This is a genomic window from Glutamicibacter sp. MOO4 (assembly GCF_056934395.1).
The window spans coordinates 2,374,683-2,392,338 of the sequence record NZ_CM167800.1 but is presented as its reverse complement, the minus strand read 5'-3'; the positions used below and the strand labels follow the sequence as shown (position 1 = coordinate 2,392,338).

The following is a 17,656-nucleotide window of genomic DNA, read 5'->3' as shown; positions in this document are numbered from 1 at the left end:
ATAGATTCGATGCCTATTAACCCAGCTCCGCGTGCGTACCAGGTCGTGCTTCAAGCAATTGAGGAAGATCTGCTGACCGAGAAGCTGTCCGTTGGGGACCAGCTTCCAGGCGAACGTGCGCTCGCGGAGCAACATGGGATTTCTCGTGCCTCGGTGCGAGATGCCATTCGCATCCTTGATGTGATGGGCATAATTAAGACTTCCACGGGCTCCGGACCCAACTCCGGGGCCGTGATCATCTCCAACCCTTCGGCCGGGATCTCCCAGGCCTTGCGCCTGCATTTGGCGGCTAAGGGCATCAATGTTCGCGAGATCGTTGAATCGCGCATTCTGCTCGAGACCTGGGCTGCGCAAATGACTCCGCGCGATCCAATCCAGGCAAAGCAGGTCATTGAGCGCACTGCTGTGTTGATTATGCGTATGGATGACGCGCAACTGTCCCGCGAATCCTTCCATCGTATTGATGCCGAGTTCCACGTACTGCTGGCTTCCATGGCCGGCAATGCGGTGGTGGAGTCCATGATGGAATCGCTGCGCAACTCGATTAGTGACTATGTTGCGGCATCGATTCCTGACGACGAATCGTGGCAACCTGTGGTCAAGGTTTTACGCCGCCAACACAAGGCCATCCACCATGCTTTTGCTACTGGCCAGCGTGAACGAGCAGCGCAGCTGCTCGAAGAACACATCACTTGGTTCTACTCGCAGACGCACTAGATCCCCAAATTAGTCCGGAACCCACGTCTTCGTCTACGGGCAATACCCCAAGGCGCAGCAGGAAGACATCGATCTTAAATATGTGTTCATGGTGGCGGCCCTGCTCTACTCCAAGCCTTTAGGGACCGCCCTGTTTGGTTGGCGATTATTCGGAGGCGCTGGCTTCTTGATTCCGGTAGCGAGTCGCGAGCTCAGATCCAAGATTTTCGCCCATGATGCGGCGTTCAATTCCGGTAAATTGCTCTACTAGTTGTTCATCTTCCAGTCCGGGAAGACAAACGACTTCCCCGAGCGAGAATCCTACCCACCCTGCCTGAGCTACGTCTTCGGCCGTCATGGCACGGGGGCCCTGCGACTTTCCACCGTTCCATTCCGTGGACACCAAACCCGGGCACACTACAGTTGCCTGCACCCCGGTGCCGTGCAACTCCGATGCGAGAACTCGGGTAAAAGCCATCGTCCCTGCCTTAGCTCCCACGTACAGCGCGCGCTGTGGCAACGTTGCACTTGTGCCGGGCGTTCCCGACGACGAGTTAGTACCCGGGGGTTGGTCGGCACCCGCACTAAATGCGAGGTTGGAGGCAACACTGATGATTCCACCCCGCCCGCGTCCCAGCATGCCGGGGAGTGCTGCTCTGGCCAGGACCGGTGTGACATTAGCATTTAGTGTCCAAGCTCGATCCAGCTCACCGGGGTCGATTTCTGCGAACGGCCCATAAGCGCTGACTCCTGCATTTGATACGAGGACATCAATGTCACCGGCAGCGGCACGTTCAACTGCGCGTTTCAGGCCTGCTTTCTCGGAGAGGTCTACGGTCAGGGTTTCTGAGCTTGCTCCCGCGTCGGAAAGTCGCTCGGCTAGCGCTGCTAGCCTGTCTGCTCTCCGGGCGACAAGTACTAAGTCGTGGCCCGCCTCGGCAAGAACCGTTGCCATGGCGGCGCCGATCCCAGAACTAGCTCCTGTGATGAATGCGATTGGTCGAGACATATTGACTCGAAGTGTTGACGAGTATAAAGCGTTTGATAGATGACAATGAGTGTACATTAAAGTTATGAGTGAAAATTCTATGGCGGAGACCCCGGATCCCCGAGCCCGAGTAATTTGGGCGTTGCGTCGGGCGGAGCTGGCAGTGCAGAACCTGAAAGACCGTCAGCTTCGAGCAGTGGGGTTACGCTCCTCGCACTACGCGTTGCTCGCATCGGTGAGCGCCGAACCGGGGCTTGCTGGAGCCACGCTTGCACGTCGACTCAACGTCACTCCTCAGGCAATCGCTTCTCTGGCCACCCGGTTGGAAACACTCGGCCTCATTGAGCGGAAGGTTCATCCGCGGCACGCGCAAGTGCAGGAATTGCATTTGACTGATGCAGGGCGTACCGCGTTGAACGCAGGCGAGGCCATCGTAGATGACCTTGAAGAACGGGTTGTTGAATTGCTCGGTGCCGAAGAAAGCGAGCATCTGCGGGTGGTCCTTGATCGGCTGGCGGAGCTATTGCCTGCAGAACGCACCGGAAACGAAGTGGCTAATGATTGACATCAGGGGCGTTGCTCAATGAGTTCCTTGAAGATCCGGAAGCATCTGAAAAGAATTACCTTGGGCGCAAACTTGCCGTCGAATTGACCTCACCTCGCGCGGGGCAAAGCATGTACTCGACGCCGGTAATTGAGGGATCCGATCGATCGCACGGCGAGCTACTTGCAGTTTTAGTTCTTCCTCATGGATCCAAGGCTAAAGCTTCGTTCCGAACTCTGGAGGGCATCGCGCCAGAAGGTCGTCTCGTGCTCACCGGTGAGTGCCGAATGGTGGCAAATGAGAACGTTCTGGTATTCAAAAACTGTTCCATCGCGAAAAGTTAGTTTTCGTGGACCCATAGTGTGACTGGCGGAAATGTGCGCTGCTCGACAGGGTGACCCTGCCGAACTTGCGGAAAAGCATTCCCAGCCACCCATGGCGGCTGGAGATTCTTTAAGCCATCAACTGCTCGTCCAGCAATTCATAAATCGTACTTTATTGCAACGTGCGTTACATATATCTGATATCTTTTGAGGGAGCGACGGGGCTACTTTTTGGATACACCACTAGGCCAAGGCCGGTGATGGGTTCCCGTCGGTGAATTATCGACACTTCTTGCGAGGGAATTCATGAGTCAACTTTTTGACCTATCCGGACGTTTGGCCCTGGTCACCGGGTCCTCCCGCGGCATTGGCCGCGAACTTGCCCGAGCGCTAGCCGATGCCGGCGCGACCGTCATTCTTCATGGACGCGATGAGCAACGCTTGGCCCAAACCGTTGCCGAATTTAGCAGCCATTACGGCACCGAAAAAATTCACAGTGCATGCTTTGACGTCACTGATGACGCGGCAGTACGTGAAAATATCGAGGCCATCGAAAAGAACATCGGTGCCATCCGCATCTTGGTCAACAACGCTGGAATTCAGCACCGTGTGCCAATGCTTGAGCTGGAACTAGCTGACTGGCAGCGCGTCATTGATACCAACCTGACCAGCGCGTTCTTGGTAGGACGCGAAGTTGCCCGTGGCATGGTGCAGCGCGGTGAAGGCAAGATCATCAACATCTGCTCGGTACAAACCGACCTGGCGCGCCCCACCATTTCCGCGTACACCGCGGCCAAGGGTGGCCTGCGAAACCTCACCCGCGCCATGACCGCCGAATGGGCTGGTTCCGGACTGCAAATTAATGGCATCGCACCTGGCTACATCCACACCGAAATGACCCAGAACCTCGTTGATGATGAGAAGTTCAACTCTTGGATCTTGGGCCGCACACCAGCAGCCCGTTGGGGAACCGTTGAGGACTTGGCGGGCCCGGCCGTATGGCTGGCCTCGGATGGTTCCAACTACGTCAACGGACAGACTATCTTTATCGACGGAGGCATGAGCGTTGTCGTCTAACACCCTAGCTACTAGCACCGAAGCCGTTGTTGCCCACGCGGCAGGGGATCTACGCGTTGAGCAGATCGAACTAGCCGCACCGGCTGCAGATGAAGCACGCATTTCCATCGCCTACGGCGGTATCTGCGGATCAGACCTGCATTACTGGAGCCATGGTGCTGCCGGTGAATCCATTCTTAAAGCACCTATGGTCTTAGGCCACGAGATTGTTGGCACCGTCCTGCAGACGGCCGCCGATGGCACTGGGCCAGCCGCCGGCACCAAAGTCGCCGTGCATCCGGCAACTCCCGGCGAAACTGGAGAACCTTATCCAACCGAACGTCCCAACCTGTCTCCAGGCTGCACCTATTTAGGATCTGCAGCCCGCTATCCACACACCGAAGGTGCGTTCGCCCGCGAGGTCAACCTACCTGCTCGGATGTTGCGCGCTCTACCCGAGTCCCTTTCACTACGTGATGCCGCGTTGGCGGAACCAGCAGCAGTGGCCTGGCATGCAGTTTCACGTGCGGGAGATGTTGCTGGAAAGCGCGCACTGGTCATCGGTGCCGGCCCCATTGGAGCTTTGGCAGTCGCCGTGCTCAAGCGCGCCGGAGCCGCAGAAATCATTGCGGTGGACATGCATGACAAGCCACTTCAGATCGCAACAAAGCTCGGTGCGACCTCAACCCTGCGGGCGGATGATCAAGAGTCCATCGCCAAGGTTAATGCCGACGTGGTGATCGAGGCTAGTGGCAACTACCGTGGTCTGGCCTCGGCAGTACGCGGTGCTACGCGCGGTGGACGAGTAGTCATGGTTGGCCTGCTACCAACCGGTGAGCAGCCAGCACTGATCTCGCTTGTCATCACCCGTGAACTAGAACTCGTCGGTTCATTCCGTTTTAACGACGAAATTGACCACGTTCTTGCTGCCTTGGCCGACGGGTCGTTACGGATCTCGGATGCTGTCACCCACGAGTTCCCAGTGGGCCAAAGTCTTGAAGCCTTTGAAACGGCCAAGGATGCTTCCACCTCGGGCAAGGTCCTACTGGATTTCCTTAGCGAATAATCCATTACTGTAAAACGCACTGCGGTGGCCCTGAAATTCGGGTCACCGCAGTGCGTTTTTTGGTTCAGCTGAGACTAATTATTAGCTTCAACAACGTGCACCGAGGTAGTCACCGGCACCGGGTTGACGAACAAGTCCAATACTGGGCAGTGAGCATCCACAGCCTGGCGTAGTTCTTCATAACGCTCTGCGGATTCAGGACCCGCAATGTGCACCTGCAAGTCCACGGAGGAGAAGCCCGGACGAATTGTTTCATCAATGCCAAACAGGCCACGAACATCAAGCTGGCCATCAGCGGTGATCTGCACATCATCTACTTGGATGCCCAAGTTTTCCGCGTACAGACGGTAAACAACTACTTGGCAGGAAACCAACGCTGCCAAGGCATATTCCACCGGGCTGGCCGCGATGTCGCTGCCTCCCAGTGCAGCTGGTTCATCAACGGTAAAGCTGTGCTTGCCGGCCCTGATGTTACTGGCTACAGAGTCGAATCCTTCGCCACGAACACTAAAGGTGAGTTGTGCGCTCTGTGGGGCTGCCGAAATGCGTTCACCCCATCCAGTGCCAGCTTCTTGTAAGCGCGCAGAGCGATCTTCGGCCACGGAAAGTTTCTTGGTTGCGGTAGGCATAAGAGGTGTTCTCCCTTTTCTGACGCAAGGGTGCGCCATCGTTTACGCTTCTTGACTCTCAGGATGCGTCGAATCTTCACCTGGGGCACCCGGCACAATGGCTAGAGGGTTGCCGTCCACTCAGCCAGGGCCGTAGTGAGTGGAACTCGTGATTCAGTGATTCATTTTTATCCTTGAGTACCGCTGCGAGTAAAGCATTCGCTTAACTTTTCGTCATTACGAAGCTGTCGGTAACCGTCGATAGGATGGAGGGTAGCAACCGGCTCTATTGCGTACACAACGATTGGCGGATATGGAATACCAGCTGACTATCAAAAACTTGGACTTGGTACTGGACCAGGACACGTTGGAGATTGGTGCGTTCTACTATCAGTCGGGAAAGGTCTCGCACGTTGAACGCCACGTTGAAGCCGGTCTTACTCAAGTGCGCGGACAGGTGCTCGGCGCGCAGGTGAACGCAACCTTCCGATTTGAAGCGCAAGGGATTTCATTTGAAGGTGGTTGCAGCAAACACCCCACCAGTACTCGCTGCGAAGAAGTCGCCGCGTTATTGATTGAAACCATTAACGAAGATGATGAGCCTCTGTACGTTACCGACGGTGCGGTGCGGCCGCATGACTGGCAACGTCAAGCGGTGCCGCAGTGGGAACGTAGTCTTAACCGCCTATTGCCCGTCATCGATGATGAACCGGACGTCGCCCAAGAGCCGCTGGGCCTCATTCTAAAAATCGTTAGCGAACCACGCTACGGTAGCGATGATGCCCTGACCCTTCAGGCTCGCCCGGCGCGACAAGGTACCAAGAGCCCATGGATTCAGACCGGAGTAAGCTGGAAGTCTGTGGCCTTTGACAAGCGGTTCTCCAAAGAACAGCGCCGCGCCATAAGTGAACTGGACCAGCTGCGAGAGCAGGCTGAAAAGCAAAAATACGGTTATGTCTGGGACGTCAAAGACTGGATCTCGCTAATGGATCTGCCGGGCAAAGATTTGCTCGAAGCTTTCGTTGCGCTGCAAGCAGCCGGAGTGCAGATCATCAACGGAAGTAGCAACGCCAAGCCCGCTGTGACCTTCAGCCCTGAGCCGGCGAATGCTTTTGTAGATCTGCGCCGTGGTGAAGACGGGTTGACCATGGAGGGGTTCATTTCCGCACCTGATCCACAAGACTCACATGTACTGCCCGTCGGAAATCCACCGACATTTTTGGTGTACTCGGCTAAGCCGTTGGCCAAGGCTAAAGACTGGGGACTGGCAGAATTTGCTGAGCCTGTTTCAGCAGAACTTGCCTCTTTTATTGCTTCTGGAGTTCAGTTCGTTCCAGCAGCAGACGTTCCGCGTTTTGAGGAAAAACATCTGGAACGCATGCGCCACTTGGCCCCGCTGAAAAGCGTCGACGTGAGCTATAAAATTCCTGCCCCCGCTCGTCCTGTCCTGCGGCTGGCTGTATCTAGCAGCCCAGAAGTTGTCGCACTGTGTTACTCGTGGAAGTACCCGTCCAAAGCACCACGGCAACGTGGCATCGAGAAGGAAATCCTTGCCTCGATCAAGGACAAGCTTGGAGACGACGCTGCCTTGGGACCGGTGAACTCCTCGGGCATTTTTGAAGATCAAGACCTGAGCATCTCTCAGTCCATCGACTTCTTGGTTTATACCCTTCCGCTGCTCGAAGAGCACCCGGACGTATTGATCGAAGCGCAAAACCGACTGCCCAAGTACCAAATAAATGATGCACCAGCCACCGTTGCCGTTGAAGCCGGAGAAAGCACCGGAGACTGGTTCGACCTTTCCATTGAAGTCACCATTGATGAGGTCAAGGTACCTTTCCCTCAACTACTCGCAGCGCTGACTCGGCATGAGGACTACCTTGTCTTAGATGATCTGACCGTCATTCCCATCGCCGGTGCTGACTTTGCTCAGCTACGTCAGTTGGTCAATGAAGCTGGGGAACTGGGCACAGTTGAAGGCGATACGATTCGCATCCACAAGCTGAGCATCGACTGGTGGCAAGAACTGCTGGACTTGGGCATCATTGAAGCTCAGCACAACGCCTGGCTAGAAACCATGAACGAGCTGACCAGTGGCGAGGAACTTGCGCCCGTAGCTCTGCCAGAAAGTTTCAAAGCGAATTTGCGCCCGTACCAGGAGCAGGGATTGGCCTGGCTGAATTTCTTGCGTACCCACTCACTGGGTGGAGTGCTCGCAGATGACATGGGCTTGGGTAAAACCGTCCAGTTGCTGGCCTGTCTGGAACAAGCTCGCACGGAAAACCCTGATCAAAAGTTCTTGGTTCTTGCCCCGACCTCGGTGGTGGGTAACTGGATTAATGAAGCGCAGCGTTTCGCGCCGAACCTTCGTACGCGGGGGATTAGCTCCACGTCAAAAAAGGCCGGACAGAGCATCAAGGATCAGTTGGGTGACGCGCAGCTGATTGTCACTAGCTACACGATCTTCCGACTGTCCTATGAAGAGTTTGAAGCTGCCGGGTTCTCCGTGATGATCATTGATGAAGCGCAACAGCTGAAGAACCACACCTCAAAGGGCTATAAGCAAGCGCGCCAGTTGCCGGTGCCTTGTAAGTTCGTTGTCACTGGTACGCCGATGGAAAATAATCTCCTTGAGCTGTGGGCTCTGGTTTCCTTGGCTGCCCCTGGACTGTTGGGCGGACAGAAGGCCTTCAAGGATATTTATCAGAAGCAGATTTCCGACGGTGATAAAGAAAGACTCGATCGTCTCAAGAGCCGGTTGCGTCCATTTGTACTTCGACGCACCAAGGAACAGGTGGTTCCGGAACTTCCAGCAAAAACCGAACAGATTCTGGAAGTTGAGCTGGAACCAAGTCACCGTAAGGCCTATGACCGTCGCTTCCAGCGGGTACGACAAGAAGTGCTCGGATTGGTTGATGACGTAGATTCCAACCGTTTCAAGATTTTGCAGTCGCTCACGTTGCTACGCCAACTGGCCTTAGATCCGTCCTTGGTCGGTGAAGGTGACGGCCCGAGCGCCAAGCTTGAGCTACTACGAGAACTGATGGCCGACGCAGTGGCTGAAGGACACAAGATCTTGGTCTTCAGCCAGTTCACCAGCTTCTTGACCAAGGCGCGGGACGTTGCCGTATCGCTAGATATTGAGCACGGTTACCTAGATGGTTCCACTAGTGGAATCAAGCGAAAAGAAATGATCGATGGGTTCAGCAATGGGGACTTCCCGGTCTTCTTCATCTCGTTGAAGTCCGGCGGTTTTGGTATCAACCTCACCGCTGCTGATTACTGCATCTTGTTGGATCCTTGGTGGAATCCGGCTGCGGAAGCTCAGGCCATTGACCGTGCACACCGCATTGGTCAGGAACGGCCGGTTTACGTGTATCGTCTGGTCGCCAAGGACACCATCGAGTCCAAGGTGCTGGCCTTACAAGCCAAAAAGACGCAGCTGTTTAATGACGTTTTGGGTGACGAATCGGAGGCTGGTCAGCAGTCTGCCTTGAGCGCTGATGACTTCTTAGCTTTGATGCAGTAGCTTGAATCGTTGTCTTTAGGTCAGCTCTTCGAAACTGATGTTCAGTCGGTGCAACAGCTGTCCAAAGTTTTGTAGTTCGCTAGCTTCCCATTCGGTGAGCTGGCGGCGCAGTTCCTGACGCAGGGTGTTTCCGCTGTCGCGCCACTTGTCTCTAGCCAGTGCCGTGGCAGAGACCAGTTGAGCGCGGCCGTCAGAGGGATCCTGGGTTCGGTTCACTAGGCCCAAGGACTCTAGCTGCTGAACCAGTCGAGAAATAGTTGCCTTATCTAGACGAAGCTTCTCGGCCAAAGCGCCCTGTTGCTGAGCATCTTCGCGGATGACAAGTCCGAGCAGGCGGTAACCAGGCGCTTGCAAGTCCGGGTGGACCGCTTTTGCGCGGCGAACGATCATATCTCGTGCGTGCAAAAGTATGGCAGTGAACTCATCTTCAACCGTCTGCAACAGCGTTTCATCTTGCATAGTCACTATTCTAGGGAGTCGAGGCCACCTCAGGAGAATTTAGTCCTTTGCGCTGTTCAGCTACCGAGGCAAAGCCATTGATATTGGAGCAGATTTCCTTCACCCGTGAAAGAAAAGTTTCTCGCGAGTGCCCCGAATAATGTGGTGTGGCAATGACCAATGGATGTGCAGCCAACCGTTGGGTTAGCGCGGGCACAACGGTGCCTGTCGGGGCGTCCCACCAGACGTCTAGTGCTGCTCCGCCAATGAGCTGTTGATCTAATACGTCAATGAGCGCTGGCGCGTTCACTATCGGTCCACGCGCAACATTGACCAACAGTGCGTCACTACGCATCATCGAGAGTTCAGTAGCGCCGATAAGATCTCTTGTTGCATCAGTCAGTGGTAGGCAAAGAACCACCACATCGCTGCATTCAAGAAGTTCGGGCAGATGCTCCATGGATTTCACCCAGTGAAGATTTTGGTTATCAGTTGAAGGCTCGCTCGGGTTTCGGCGCACCGCTACCGCTTTGGCCCCCAGGGCTGTGACTGCCGAGAGGGTGTGTTGGCCAATTGCCCCCATTCCAATGAATCCCACGGTTAGGTCCTTGACGGTACGGAACAGGGAAATGTTGGGATCTGTTGCGAGAGTGCGCCAGGTGCCCTCGGTCAATTCACGGGTGATGCTGAGCAGGCGCCGTTCGTGGGCGAGGATGGCCATCACTACGTATTCTGCGATGGAACGTTCGTGGTGGGAGGTCGTCGCAACTTGGGTGGACTCGGGCAGGTACTTCAGCGCCACGCGGTCAGTGCCGGCTCCGGTGACATGCACTAGACCGGCTGTACAGCGTTGTGCGTCTTGGTCGGAAAGTCTTGCGCACACCAAAACGTCCGCCTCGGCGATCTGCCTTGACTGTTCGTGGGGGTCAAGCGATGCAACAAACTTCCAGGTGTGTCTGGTGCCCAACTGACGGAAAAGGGATTCAAAGCGGCTGACGATGGGGTCGGTCACCACGATCTGTAGTGGCCTTACCATCGTGGACTCTTCAGCTCATAGGTGGGATCGATGGACTGCATGTAGCTGGTATCGTCACGTTGCTTCAGCCCACAGTCAAGGTATTGCTGATGCATCCGCTCAAGGGCTTGCGTATCGAGTTCCACGCCCAGTCCAGGACCGGTTGGAACTTGGACCTTACCGTCTTGAATCGTCAGTGTTCCGGCCACGATGACATCGTCTTCCTCGAGTTTCCAAGGCCAGTGGGTATCGCAGGCGTAGTCAATATTCTCGGTGGCCGCCGCTAACTGAATCATGGCCGCGAAGCTGATCCCTAAATGAGAATTCGAGTGCATCGAAAGGCTCAGACCAAAGGTCTCTGCGATGCCGGAAAGTAGTTTGGACCGGCTCAAGCCGCCCCAGAAGTGATGATCGGACAGGACGATGTCTATAGCTTGCGCTTTGATGGCTGGCTGAAGATCAGCAAAAGAGACCACGCACATGTTGGTGGCGATTGGCAGGTTGATGGCTGCGCGCACGGCAGCATTATCGGCAATCCTCAGGCAAGGATCTTCCAAGTACTGCAGGGATGCTTCCAAACGGTGCCCGACTTCTATTGCCGTTGGCACGCTCCACACACCATTGGGGTCTAAACGCAGTGGGATGTCGGGAAACTCTTGGTGTAACGCCTCGATGGCGGCAGCTTCTTGGTCCGGCGGGAAGACCCCACCCTTGAGTTTCAATGCCTTGAATCCGTAGTCAGTGACCATCTTGCGGGCTTGGGCCACGATCCCTGCAGGGTCTATGGCCTCGCCCCACTTGTCGCTTTCACGTCCGGGATGATTTGCCCACTTGTAAAAGAGATAGCCACTGAAATCAACGTATTCGCGTATTGCGCCGCCGAGCAACGTGCTGACCGGTACTCCCAGGACCTTGCCTTGGATATCGAGGCACGCAACGTTGAATGCGGACAGTACTCGGTCATCTAACGAGGTCGTTGTGACCATGCCTCCGGTGCCGTGTCCGCCTTGTCCGTTGTCCTGCACTAGAGACTCAGAGACGAGTCGTGAGATGAGATTCAGATTAAACGGGTCGGCACCTTTCAGAGCAGAAGCTGCTCGACGTAGCCGCGCGACGTGGGCCTCGTCGCCGTAGGTTTCACCTAGCCCGTAGTGTCCTGTATTTGTATGCACCACCACGATTGCTCGCAACGCAAACGGTTCGTGTACTCCCACGGAATTAAGCAAGGGCGGATCCGCGAAAGCGACGGGAGTGACTTCAATTCTTTCCACTCGGCATGATGTTGATTCGCTCTGCGGCGATTGGCTAGAGACTTGCTGCGTCGTTGCATCCAGCATGGCGGGCTCCCTTGGTCGTGTAGGTCTAGACTCACCATAGAAGCCGTTATTGATACCTGTCCAAGCTAATTTATGCAATCAACGATTCAAGGAGAGCATTGATGTTTTCGCTCATTCAACTGGAGTCCTTCGTCGCTGTTGCTGAAGAACTCCACTTCGGTGCTGCCGCTGAACGACTCAACATGACTCAGCCGCCGCTGAGCCGACAGATCCAATTGCTGGAACGTGAATTATCCGCCAAGCTCTTCACCCGCACCTCGCGCAATGTGCAACTAACCGCTGCTGGCGAGGTGCTGCTCCCCAATGCCCGCAGACTTTTGGAGTTGAGCCGACGCACCAGCATGGAAGTCTCCCGTGTGTCTACCGGGGACTCTGGAACGGTGATCGTTGGTTACACCTCAGTGGCTGGCCAATCTGTTCTGCCGGCCTTACTGTCTACCGCTGCCCGTCATCTGCCGGATGTCACGCTGGTTCTGCGAGAAGCCGTTTCCATTGACCAACTCGACGCGTTGAGCAGCGGAAATATTGATGTTGGTCTATTGCGCCCAGTCGTCAATCGGGGAGGAGTGCAATCATGTCTGGTGAAAAAGGACCGACTGGTGGTGACTCTTCCAGCAGGACACTATTTGGCCACCGGCAAGGGTGTCTTGATCAAAGAATTGGTGGGGCTCCCACTGATGATGTATTCAACCAATGAAGCTAGGTACTTTTACGATCTGGTGATTCGGCTCTTCGATTCCGTGGGAAGCAAACCAACCATTACCCAAATTGCCAGCCAGATTCCTGCGCTCATGGCTTTGGTTGCCGTGGGGCTCGGGGTGTCGTTGGTGCCGGCCAGCGCCATGGACTTTGCGCCACCTGGAGTGGTTTTTGAAGAACTAACTAGCCCTGACGGACTACAAAATTTGAACCATTCTGACATCTTTATTGCTTGGGAAGAAGGTTCGGTGAATCCGGCTGCGCAACGACTACGCGAAGTCTTTATTGACTCTCTGGAAAATGTTGAAGGAACAGCGATTCCCGACAAGACTGCTTCAACCGATCGGCCTGAGTAGGCCAAAGCTGTGTTGCCGGGTCATTGGTGAATTAGTGGTGCAACAAACCAGCAAAGGCCAACATGACCGGAATACCTAGAATCGTGGTGACCAGAACGGTGTCCTTGGCAATGGTAATTCCGGCGTTGTAGCGATCAGCGTTGACAAAAATATTCTGCGCGGTAGGCAGTGCCGCCATGATAATCGCGATGTATTGACCGGTGGCGTCGAGCCTGAACAACCAGGCTGCCAGAACCCAAGCTAGGAGTGGGTGAACAACCAGCTTGAGTGCTGTTGCCACCCATACTTCGGTTCGGCGTTGTGTTGCCTTTTGCAATGGTTTAGAGCCCACCAGAGAAATGCCGAAGCCAAGAAGCATGGCCGGAATCGAAGCTCCGGCAAGCAGTTCTATGGGTGTCAGCAACAACTGTGGTGGCATCCAATGGAAGATGGAACAAGCCAACCCGGCTGCCGAAGCAATAATCATCGGGTTTGATAGCGTGCGAATCAGGAGGCTTCGCGCACCGGCTTCCCGGTTGCTTGTAGCCTTTTCCATCATCGACAGTGACACCGGAGTCATGATGGCCATCTGAAACAGGGCCACGGGTGCAGCGATAGAGATATCCCCCAACGCATAGAGCGCGATGGGCAGGCCTAGGTTTCCGGCATTCACCGTGGAAGCGGCCATGGAGCCGATTGTTCGTTCTGCAGCAGAGCGTTTAAAGAGCCACCGCGAGAGAAAATGGAAAAGTACAAACACAACGCTGGACGAAATTCCGGCGATAAACAGCTGAGAGCCGAGGGCTTCTTGAGGATTGGCGCCGGCAATTGTGGTGAAAAGCAAAGCGGGCGAGGCAATGAAGAAGGTGAGACGATTGAGGATCATTCGCCCTTCAGGGCCGAAGACATTCTTCTTTCCAGCCCAATAGCCAATGCCAATAATGGCCCAGATACCGAAAAATCCCTCGAAGACACCAAACATGAGACGGGCTTGAACTCCTAGCTCAAAAGGAACGTTGCGAGCAATGCTACCGGGATGGATAAAAATGTACTGGCCAGAATCACTTCACGAGGAACCGTAGGTTTCAGTGAGAACTGCTGACTGAACAACAGAACGTTCTGCGCGGTGGGCAAAGCGGCCATGACAACTACACCCATGAGATCCGTTAACTCAAGACCAAAAACAAACCGACCCAAAGCCCAAGCAATGCACGGCATGAGCAACACTTTGAACGCGCTACCCAAAAAGACTTCAGGCCGTCCTTCCTTTTCAGCCAATGGCTTTTGCCCATACAAGGACATGCCAAAGGCCATCAGCAACAACGGAATGGAGGCATTACCGAGCATCTCCAAAGGTGCGTGCAACACTTCGGGAAGTCTGAGATGGATGAAAGAAAAGCAGGCACCAATGGCGGTTGCGACAGTCACCGGGTTAGCGATGGATTTCAAGACGGTTCGGCCCAGCGGAAGGTTCTGCGTATCCGGGTTCAGTTTGCGCGAGATCACCGCAAACATACACAGGTAGGCTGGCGCGATGATCAACAACTGAGCTATCAAGACGGAAACTGCAGGGGTAGTACTACCCACCGCATACAGCGCCAGGGGAATGCCGATGTTCCCGGCATTGACGTAACTGGTTGCCATGGCGGCCGCCGGGAGATGGCGGGCCGGAGTCTTGAGGAAAATTCTGGAGACCACCGCGAAGAGCGCACCGGTGAGCACGGCAGTCAACAGCGCTATAGGTGTGAACACACCCAGAACTAATCCAAGGTCGGCGTCTGCGAGCAAGATGAACATCAAGGCAGGGTTGGTGATGTAGTAGATCAGCGGGGTCAGCCCGGTGGAAATGGCTTGCCGCTTACTCGGGAGAAATTTTGCTGTCGCCAGACCTACCCCGATAAGGATTAGGACTATCGCGAACCCTTGCATCACGCCGTGCATATCTTCTCCTGCTTACACTTCTCTATGACTGCGTTGAGGCCTACCAACACCACATTGGGGACAGCCGGGACAACATCAAATGTTGTTCCAACCGCCCCCCATGGTCATCACTTATTCAGAGTCAATACTTAGCGAACCAACGCTGGGCTCTTGGAATCAAAGCTCCAGCCTGGAATCAGATATTGCATTGATACCGCGTCATCGCGTGATCCGAGTCCGTGCTGCAAATACAGCTCGTGAGCCTCGTTGACACGCGCTCGGTTCAGGGTGACCCCAAGACCGGACTGTTGCGGAACTTGGATTTCTCCGTCGCGAATCTGCAGTGGTTCTTCGGTCAGCTCTTGACCGTCCTGCCAGATCCAGTGGGTATCCAACGCCGTGATGTCTCCTGGCGCTGCAGCCCCGGCTTGGGTGAACATGGCCAAGGAAATATCAAAGTGGTTATTTGAGTGAGAACCCCACGTAAGCCCAAACTCGTCACACAATTGGGCAACCCGAACGGAACCGGACATGGTCCAGAAGTGCGGATCCGCCAGTGGAATATCCACGGCGTTGGTGCGCACTGCGTGGGACATTTCGCGCCAGTCGGTGGCAATCATGTTGGTAGCGGTCTGCAAGCCGGTGGCACGACGGAACTCGCTCATCACTTCGCGTCCCGAGAACCTGCCCTCAGGTCCACAAGGATCCTCAGCGTAAGCCACAACTCCGCGCATACGCTTGCCCAAACGGATAGCGTCTTCCAACAACCATCCGCCATTAGGATCCAAGGTAATACGCGCATCAGGGAATCGTTCCTTGAGCGCAATCACCGCATCCACTTCAGCGTCGCCTGCCTGGACACCGCCCTTGAGCTTGAAGTCTTTGAACCCGTAACGTTTCTGAGCGGCTTCAGCCAAGCGGACCACAGCTTCTGGTGTCATAGCCTCTTCGCGGCGAACCTTCTCCCAGTCATCCGCGCCATGAGGTTCGCGAAGATATGGAAGATCGGTGGCGTCGGGATTGCCCACGTAGAAGAGGTAGCCCAGCATTGGTACTGCTTCACGCTGCTGACCGTCACCCAGTAGCTCTGCTACCGGCACACCAAGGTGTTGTCCGTGCAGATCCAACAGCGCAGACTCAACGGCGGTAACTGCGTGGACCGTGGTGCGCAGATCAAAAGTTTGCGCTCCACGTCCACCCTTGTCGCGGTCTGCGAAACGGCTGGAAATCTGTCGCAGCAAGGAACGGTATTTGGCTACTGGTGCCCCATGGATGAGCTTTCCAGCTTCTTCAATAGTTGAGCGAATTGCTTCGCCTCCAGGTACTTCACCTAAACCGGTGCGTCCATCAGAGTCGGTGATGATGGCAATATTTCGGGTGAAAAAGGGGCCGTGGGCACCGGAAAGATTCAGCAACATCGAATCGTGGCCGGCGACCGGAATGACCTCTACCGAAGCAATAGTTGGTTGTGCACTCATAGATTATTCTCCTGCTAACTTCAGCGTGCCATCGATGCGACGATTCAGATTCCATGGATTCTCATCTGCCAAAGGCTGGGGCAAGAGCGAATCAGGGAAGTTCTGGTAAGCCACAGGACGCAAGAAGCGTTCGATTGCTAACGTGCCAACAGAAGTGGTCTGTGGGGCAGAGGTAGCCGGGAACGGACCGCCGTGGACCATCGCATCGCCAACTTCAACACCGGTAGGCCAGCCGTTGATCAAGATACGTCCAGCCTTGGTTTCCAAGACGGGAAGAGCTTGGGCAGCAACCGGATAATCCGACTCGTTGAGCTGCAAGGTCGCGGTGAGCTGGCCTTCGAGCTGCGAGAGCGTGCTAACCAATTCTTCAGCGCTGTTGTAGCGGATGACCAGCGAAGCTGCTCCGAAAATTTCTTCCTGAAGGACAGGATTGGTCAAAAGCTGTTCTACACCAGCAGCGAAGATGACCGGTCCAGGTGCATTTTCGCTGTCACCTTCGGCACCACGTCCGAGCAGTTCTACGCCGTCCTGCTTTTCAAGGGCAGAAACACCCTCGGTCCACGCGTTGTAGATCCCCTCGGTCAGCATGGTCTGGCCGGTGCTAGACGTAGTAGCTGGAGCAATAGCCTTTACAAAGGCGTCGCCTGCCGCACCCTGTGGAGCAAAGACCAAACCTGGAGCGGTGCAGAGCTGACCGGAGGACCCGGTGACGGATCCTAGGTACGCCTTGGCATGGCCTTCTGGATCTTCAGCCAAGGCACCTTCGAAGAAGATGACAGGGTTGATGGCGCTCATTTCTGCGTACACCGGAATCGGTTCAGGTCGTGCTGCTGCGGTGGCCATCAACGCGGTACCGCCGGAACGTGATCCGGTAAAGCCAACAGCCTTGATCACTGGATCAGCTACCAGCGCCTGACCGATGGAGGCTCCCGGACCATAGATCAAGGAGAAAACACCGGCGTGCAGGCCAGCGTCGGTGACCGCCTGGGTGATGGCGCGGCCAACAATTTCACTGGTGCCCGGATGAGCATTGTGCGCTTTGAAAACTACCGGGCAACCGGCAGCCAAAGCAGAAGCGGTGTCGCCACCGGCGGTGGAGAAGGCCAGCGGGAAGTTCGAGGCACCAAAGACGGCCACTGGACCCAGCGGGATCTTGCGCTGTCGAATATCTACGCGAGGCAATGGGGTTCGCTCTGGCAATGCTGGATCGATGCGCACACCACGGAAATCACCCTGGCGAACGACCTTTGCGAACAGACGCAGCTGGCCGGTGGTACGGCCGCGCTCGCCGTTCAGGCGCGCTGCGGGCAGGCCGGTTTCGGCCATGGCGCGTTCCACGAGCTCTTGACCGACAGCTTCGATGTTATCGGCGATGGCTTCGAGGAAAGCTGCATGCTTTTCTGGATCCAGAGCACGGAAGGAATCAAAGGCTTCGGCCGCCGCGGAGGTGGCAAGCTTCAGTTGCTCGGTATCGATCAGGCTGTAGCCCGGTTCTAGGGGCTGGTTGGTGGCGGGGTTGAAACCGTTGACGGTCCGTCCGGTGCCGGTAGTGCTTTGACCAGCGAGAATCGACTGCCCGGTGAGTTGCTCGGTATTGGTAGTCATGGTGCTCCTTGCGATTCGA

Annotated in this window: 15 protein-coding genes and 1 riboswitch; of the genes, 6 read left to right on the top strand and 9 right to left on the bottom strand. The window is 55.5% G+C overall.

Annotated features, from left to right (window positions below; genetic code table 11):
• The first annotated feature begins 9 nt into the window (after window positions 1–9).
• Window positions 10–717, top strand: a complete 708-nt coding sequence (locus AC1Z3F_RS11205; protein WP_262199335.1) for a FadR/GntR family transcriptional regulator — start codon at window positions 10–12, stop codon at window positions 715–717.
• A 145-nt stretch (window positions 718–862) separates the two neighbouring features.
• Here the strand turns inward: AC1Z3F_RS11205 and AC1Z3F_RS11200 are convergent, their stop codons facing one another.
• Window positions 863–1,705: an SDR family NAD(P)-dependent oxidoreductase gene (locus AC1Z3F_RS11200; protein ID WP_483565725.1), complete on the bottom strand. Its 843-nt coding sequence runs from the start codon at window positions 1,703–1,705 to the stop codon at window positions 863–865.
• 64 nt (window positions 1,706–1,769) lie between these two features.
• On the opposite strand from AC1Z3F_RS11200, the gene AC1Z3F_RS11195 reads away from it, so the two are divergent.
• From AC1Z3F_RS11195 to AC1Z3F_RS11185, 3 genes are all read left to right on the top strand, one after another.
• Window positions 1,770–2,249: a MarR family winged helix-turn-helix transcriptional regulator gene (locus tag AC1Z3F_RS11195; protein WP_483565724.1), complete on the top strand. Its 480-nt coding sequence runs from the start codon at window positions 1,770–1,772 to the stop codon at window positions 2,247–2,249.
• Between the two features lie 608 nt (window positions 2,250–2,857).
• A complete protein-coding gene (locus AC1Z3F_RS11190) occupies window positions 2,858–3,628 on the top strand; it encodes an SDR family oxidoreductase (RefSeq protein ID WP_262199338.1) in 771 nt (256 codons plus the stop codon).
• Window positions 3,618–4,673 (top strand): L-idonate 5-dehydrogenase, encoded by a 1,056-nt coding sequence (locus AC1Z3F_RS11185; protein WP_483565723.1) that lies wholly within the window; start codon window positions 3,618–3,620, stop codon window positions 4,671–4,673. Before AC1Z3F_RS11190 ends, AC1Z3F_RS11185 begins: the two co-directional genes overlap by 11 nt.
• Before the next feature lie 74 nt (window positions 4,674–4,747).
• Here the strand turns inward: AC1Z3F_RS11185 and AC1Z3F_RS11180 are convergent, their stop codons facing one another.
• A complete protein-coding gene (locus AC1Z3F_RS11180) occupies window positions 4,748–5,302 on the bottom strand; it encodes an OsmC family protein (protein ID WP_262199340.1) in 555 nt (184 codons plus the stop codon).
• Between the two features lie 33 nt (window positions 5,303–5,335).
• Window positions 5,336–5,456: riboswitch (SAM riboswitch) on the bottom strand.
• Window positions 5,457–5,594: 138 nt separating this feature from the next.
• Between AC1Z3F_RS11180 and AC1Z3F_RS11175 the strand changes: the two genes are divergently transcribed.
• Entirely contained in the window at window positions 5,595–8,810 is a 3,216-nt protein-coding gene (locus AC1Z3F_RS11175; RefSeq protein WP_483565722.1) for a DEAD/DEAH box helicase, read from the top strand.
• Between the two features lie 15 nt (window positions 8,811–8,825).
• Here the strand turns inward: AC1Z3F_RS11175 and AC1Z3F_RS11170 are convergent, their stop codons facing one another.
• Genes AC1Z3F_RS11170 through AC1Z3F_RS11160 form a run of 3 tightly spaced genes read right to left on the bottom strand, consistent with a single transcriptional unit; the run spans window position 8,826 to window position 11,534 of the window.
• Window positions 8,826–9,269 (bottom strand): MarR family winged helix-turn-helix transcriptional regulator, encoded by a 444-nt coding sequence (locus tag AC1Z3F_RS11170; RefSeq protein WP_131089165.1) that lies wholly within the window; start codon window positions 9,267–9,269, stop codon window positions 8,826–8,828.
• Window positions 9,270–9,279: 10 nt separating this feature from the next.
• On the bottom strand, window positions 9,280–10,284 hold the full coding sequence (locus tag AC1Z3F_RS11165) for an NAD(P)-dependent oxidoreductase (RefSeq protein WP_483565721.1): 1,005 nt from the start codon (window positions 10,282–10,284) through the stop codon (window positions 9,280–9,282).
• Complete coding sequence (locus AC1Z3F_RS11160; RefSeq protein WP_483565720.1) at window positions 10,278–11,534, bottom strand: enolase C-terminal domain-like protein; 1,257 nt, start codon at window positions 11,532–11,534, stop codon at window positions 10,278–10,280. Before AC1Z3F_RS11160 ends, AC1Z3F_RS11165 begins: the two co-directional genes overlap by 7 nt.
• Before the next feature lie 167 nt (window positions 11,535–11,701).
• Here AC1Z3F_RS11160 and AC1Z3F_RS11155 point away from each other — a divergent pair, with 167 nt between their 5' ends.
• Window positions 11,702–12,655 (top strand): LysR family transcriptional regulator, encoded by a 954-nt coding sequence (locus tag AC1Z3F_RS11155; protein WP_131089162.1) that lies wholly within the window; start codon window positions 11,702–11,704, stop codon window positions 12,653–12,655.
• 31 nt (window positions 12,656–12,686) lie between these two features.
• Here AC1Z3F_RS11155 and AC1Z3F_RS11150 read toward each other — a convergent pair whose 3' ends face one another.
• The 4 genes from AC1Z3F_RS11150 to AC1Z3F_RS11135 all read right to left on the bottom strand — a co-directional run bounded on the left by AC1Z3F_RS11150 (window position 12,687) and on the right by AC1Z3F_RS11135 (window position 17,637).
• Window positions 12,687–13,616, bottom strand: coding sequence for an AEC family transporter (locus AC1Z3F_RS11150; RefSeq protein ID WP_262199344.1), 930 nt, complete (start codon window positions 13,614–13,616; stop codon window positions 12,687–12,689).
• 17 nt (window positions 13,617–13,633) lie between these two features.
• Window positions 13,634–14,575 (bottom strand): AEC family transporter, encoded by a 942-nt coding sequence (locus AC1Z3F_RS11145; RefSeq protein WP_483565719.1) that lies wholly within the window; start codon window positions 14,573–14,575, stop codon window positions 13,634–13,636.
• 128 nt (window positions 14,576–14,703) lie between these two features.
• The gene (locus tag AC1Z3F_RS11140) at window positions 14,704–16,032 is read right to left on the bottom strand and encodes an enolase C-terminal domain-like protein (RefSeq protein WP_262199346.1); all 1,329 of its coding nucleotides are present in this window, start codon (window positions 16,030–16,032) and stop codon (window positions 14,704–14,706) included.
• 3 nt (window positions 16,033–16,035) lie between these two features.
• Entirely contained in the window at window positions 16,036–17,637 is a 1,602-nt protein-coding gene (locus tag AC1Z3F_RS11135; protein WP_483565718.1) for an aldehyde dehydrogenase (NADP(+)), read from the bottom strand.
• Window positions 17,638–17,656: the final 19 nt, after the last annotated feature.

Excerpts from the sequence above, each read along its gene's own strand:
- AC1Z3F_RS11205 (WP_262199335.1), top strand. The coding sequence starts at position 10 with ATGCCTATTAACCCAGCTCCGCGTGCGTACCAGGTCGTGCTTCAAGCA.
- AC1Z3F_RS11155 (WP_131089162.1), top strand. The coding sequence starts at position 11,702 with ATGTTTTCGCTCATTCAACTGGAGTCCTTCGTCGCTGTTGCTGAAGAA.
- AC1Z3F_RS11180 (WP_262199340.1), bottom strand. The coding sequence starts at position 5,302 with ATGCCTACCGCAACCAAGAAACTTTCCGTGGCCGAAGATCGCTCTGCG.
- AC1Z3F_RS11170 (WP_131089165.1), bottom strand. The coding sequence starts at position 9,269 with ATGCAAGATGAAACGCTGTTGCAGACGGTTGAAGATGAGTTCACTGCC.
- AC1Z3F_RS11175 (WP_483565722.1), top strand. The coding sequence starts at position 5,595 with ATGGAATACCAGCTGACTATCAAAAACTTGGACTTGGTACTGGACCAG.
- AC1Z3F_RS11165 (WP_483565721.1), bottom strand. The coding sequence starts at position 10,284 with ATGGTAAGGCCACTACAGATCGTGGTGACCGACCCCATCGTCAGCCGC.
- AC1Z3F_RS11195 (WP_483565724.1), top strand. The coding sequence starts at position 1,770 with ATGAGTGAAAATTCTATGGCGGAGACCCCGGATCCCCGAGCCCGAGTA.
- AC1Z3F_RS11190 (WP_262199338.1), top strand. The coding sequence starts at position 2,858 with ATGAGTCAACTTTTTGACCTATCCGGACGTTTGGCCCTGGTCACCGGG.
- AC1Z3F_RS11200 (WP_483565725.1), bottom strand. The coding sequence starts at position 1,705 with ATGTCTCGACCAATCGCATTCATCACAGGAGCTAGTTCTGGGATCGGC.
- AC1Z3F_RS11150 (WP_262199344.1), bottom strand. The coding sequence starts at position 13,616 with ATGTTTGGTGTCTTCGAGGGATTTTTCGGTATCTGGGCCATTATTGGC.
- AC1Z3F_RS11145 (WP_483565719.1), bottom strand. The coding sequence starts at position 14,575 with ATGCACGGCGTGATGCAAGGGTTCGCGATAGTCCTAATCCTTATCGGG.
- AC1Z3F_RS11140 (WP_262199346.1), bottom strand. The coding sequence starts at position 16,032 with ATGAGTGCACAACCAACTATTGCTTCGGTAGAGGTCATTCCGGTCGCC.
- AC1Z3F_RS11135 (WP_483565718.1), bottom strand. The coding sequence starts at position 17,637 with ATGACTACCAATACCGAGCAACTCACCGGGCAGTCGATTCTCGCTGGT.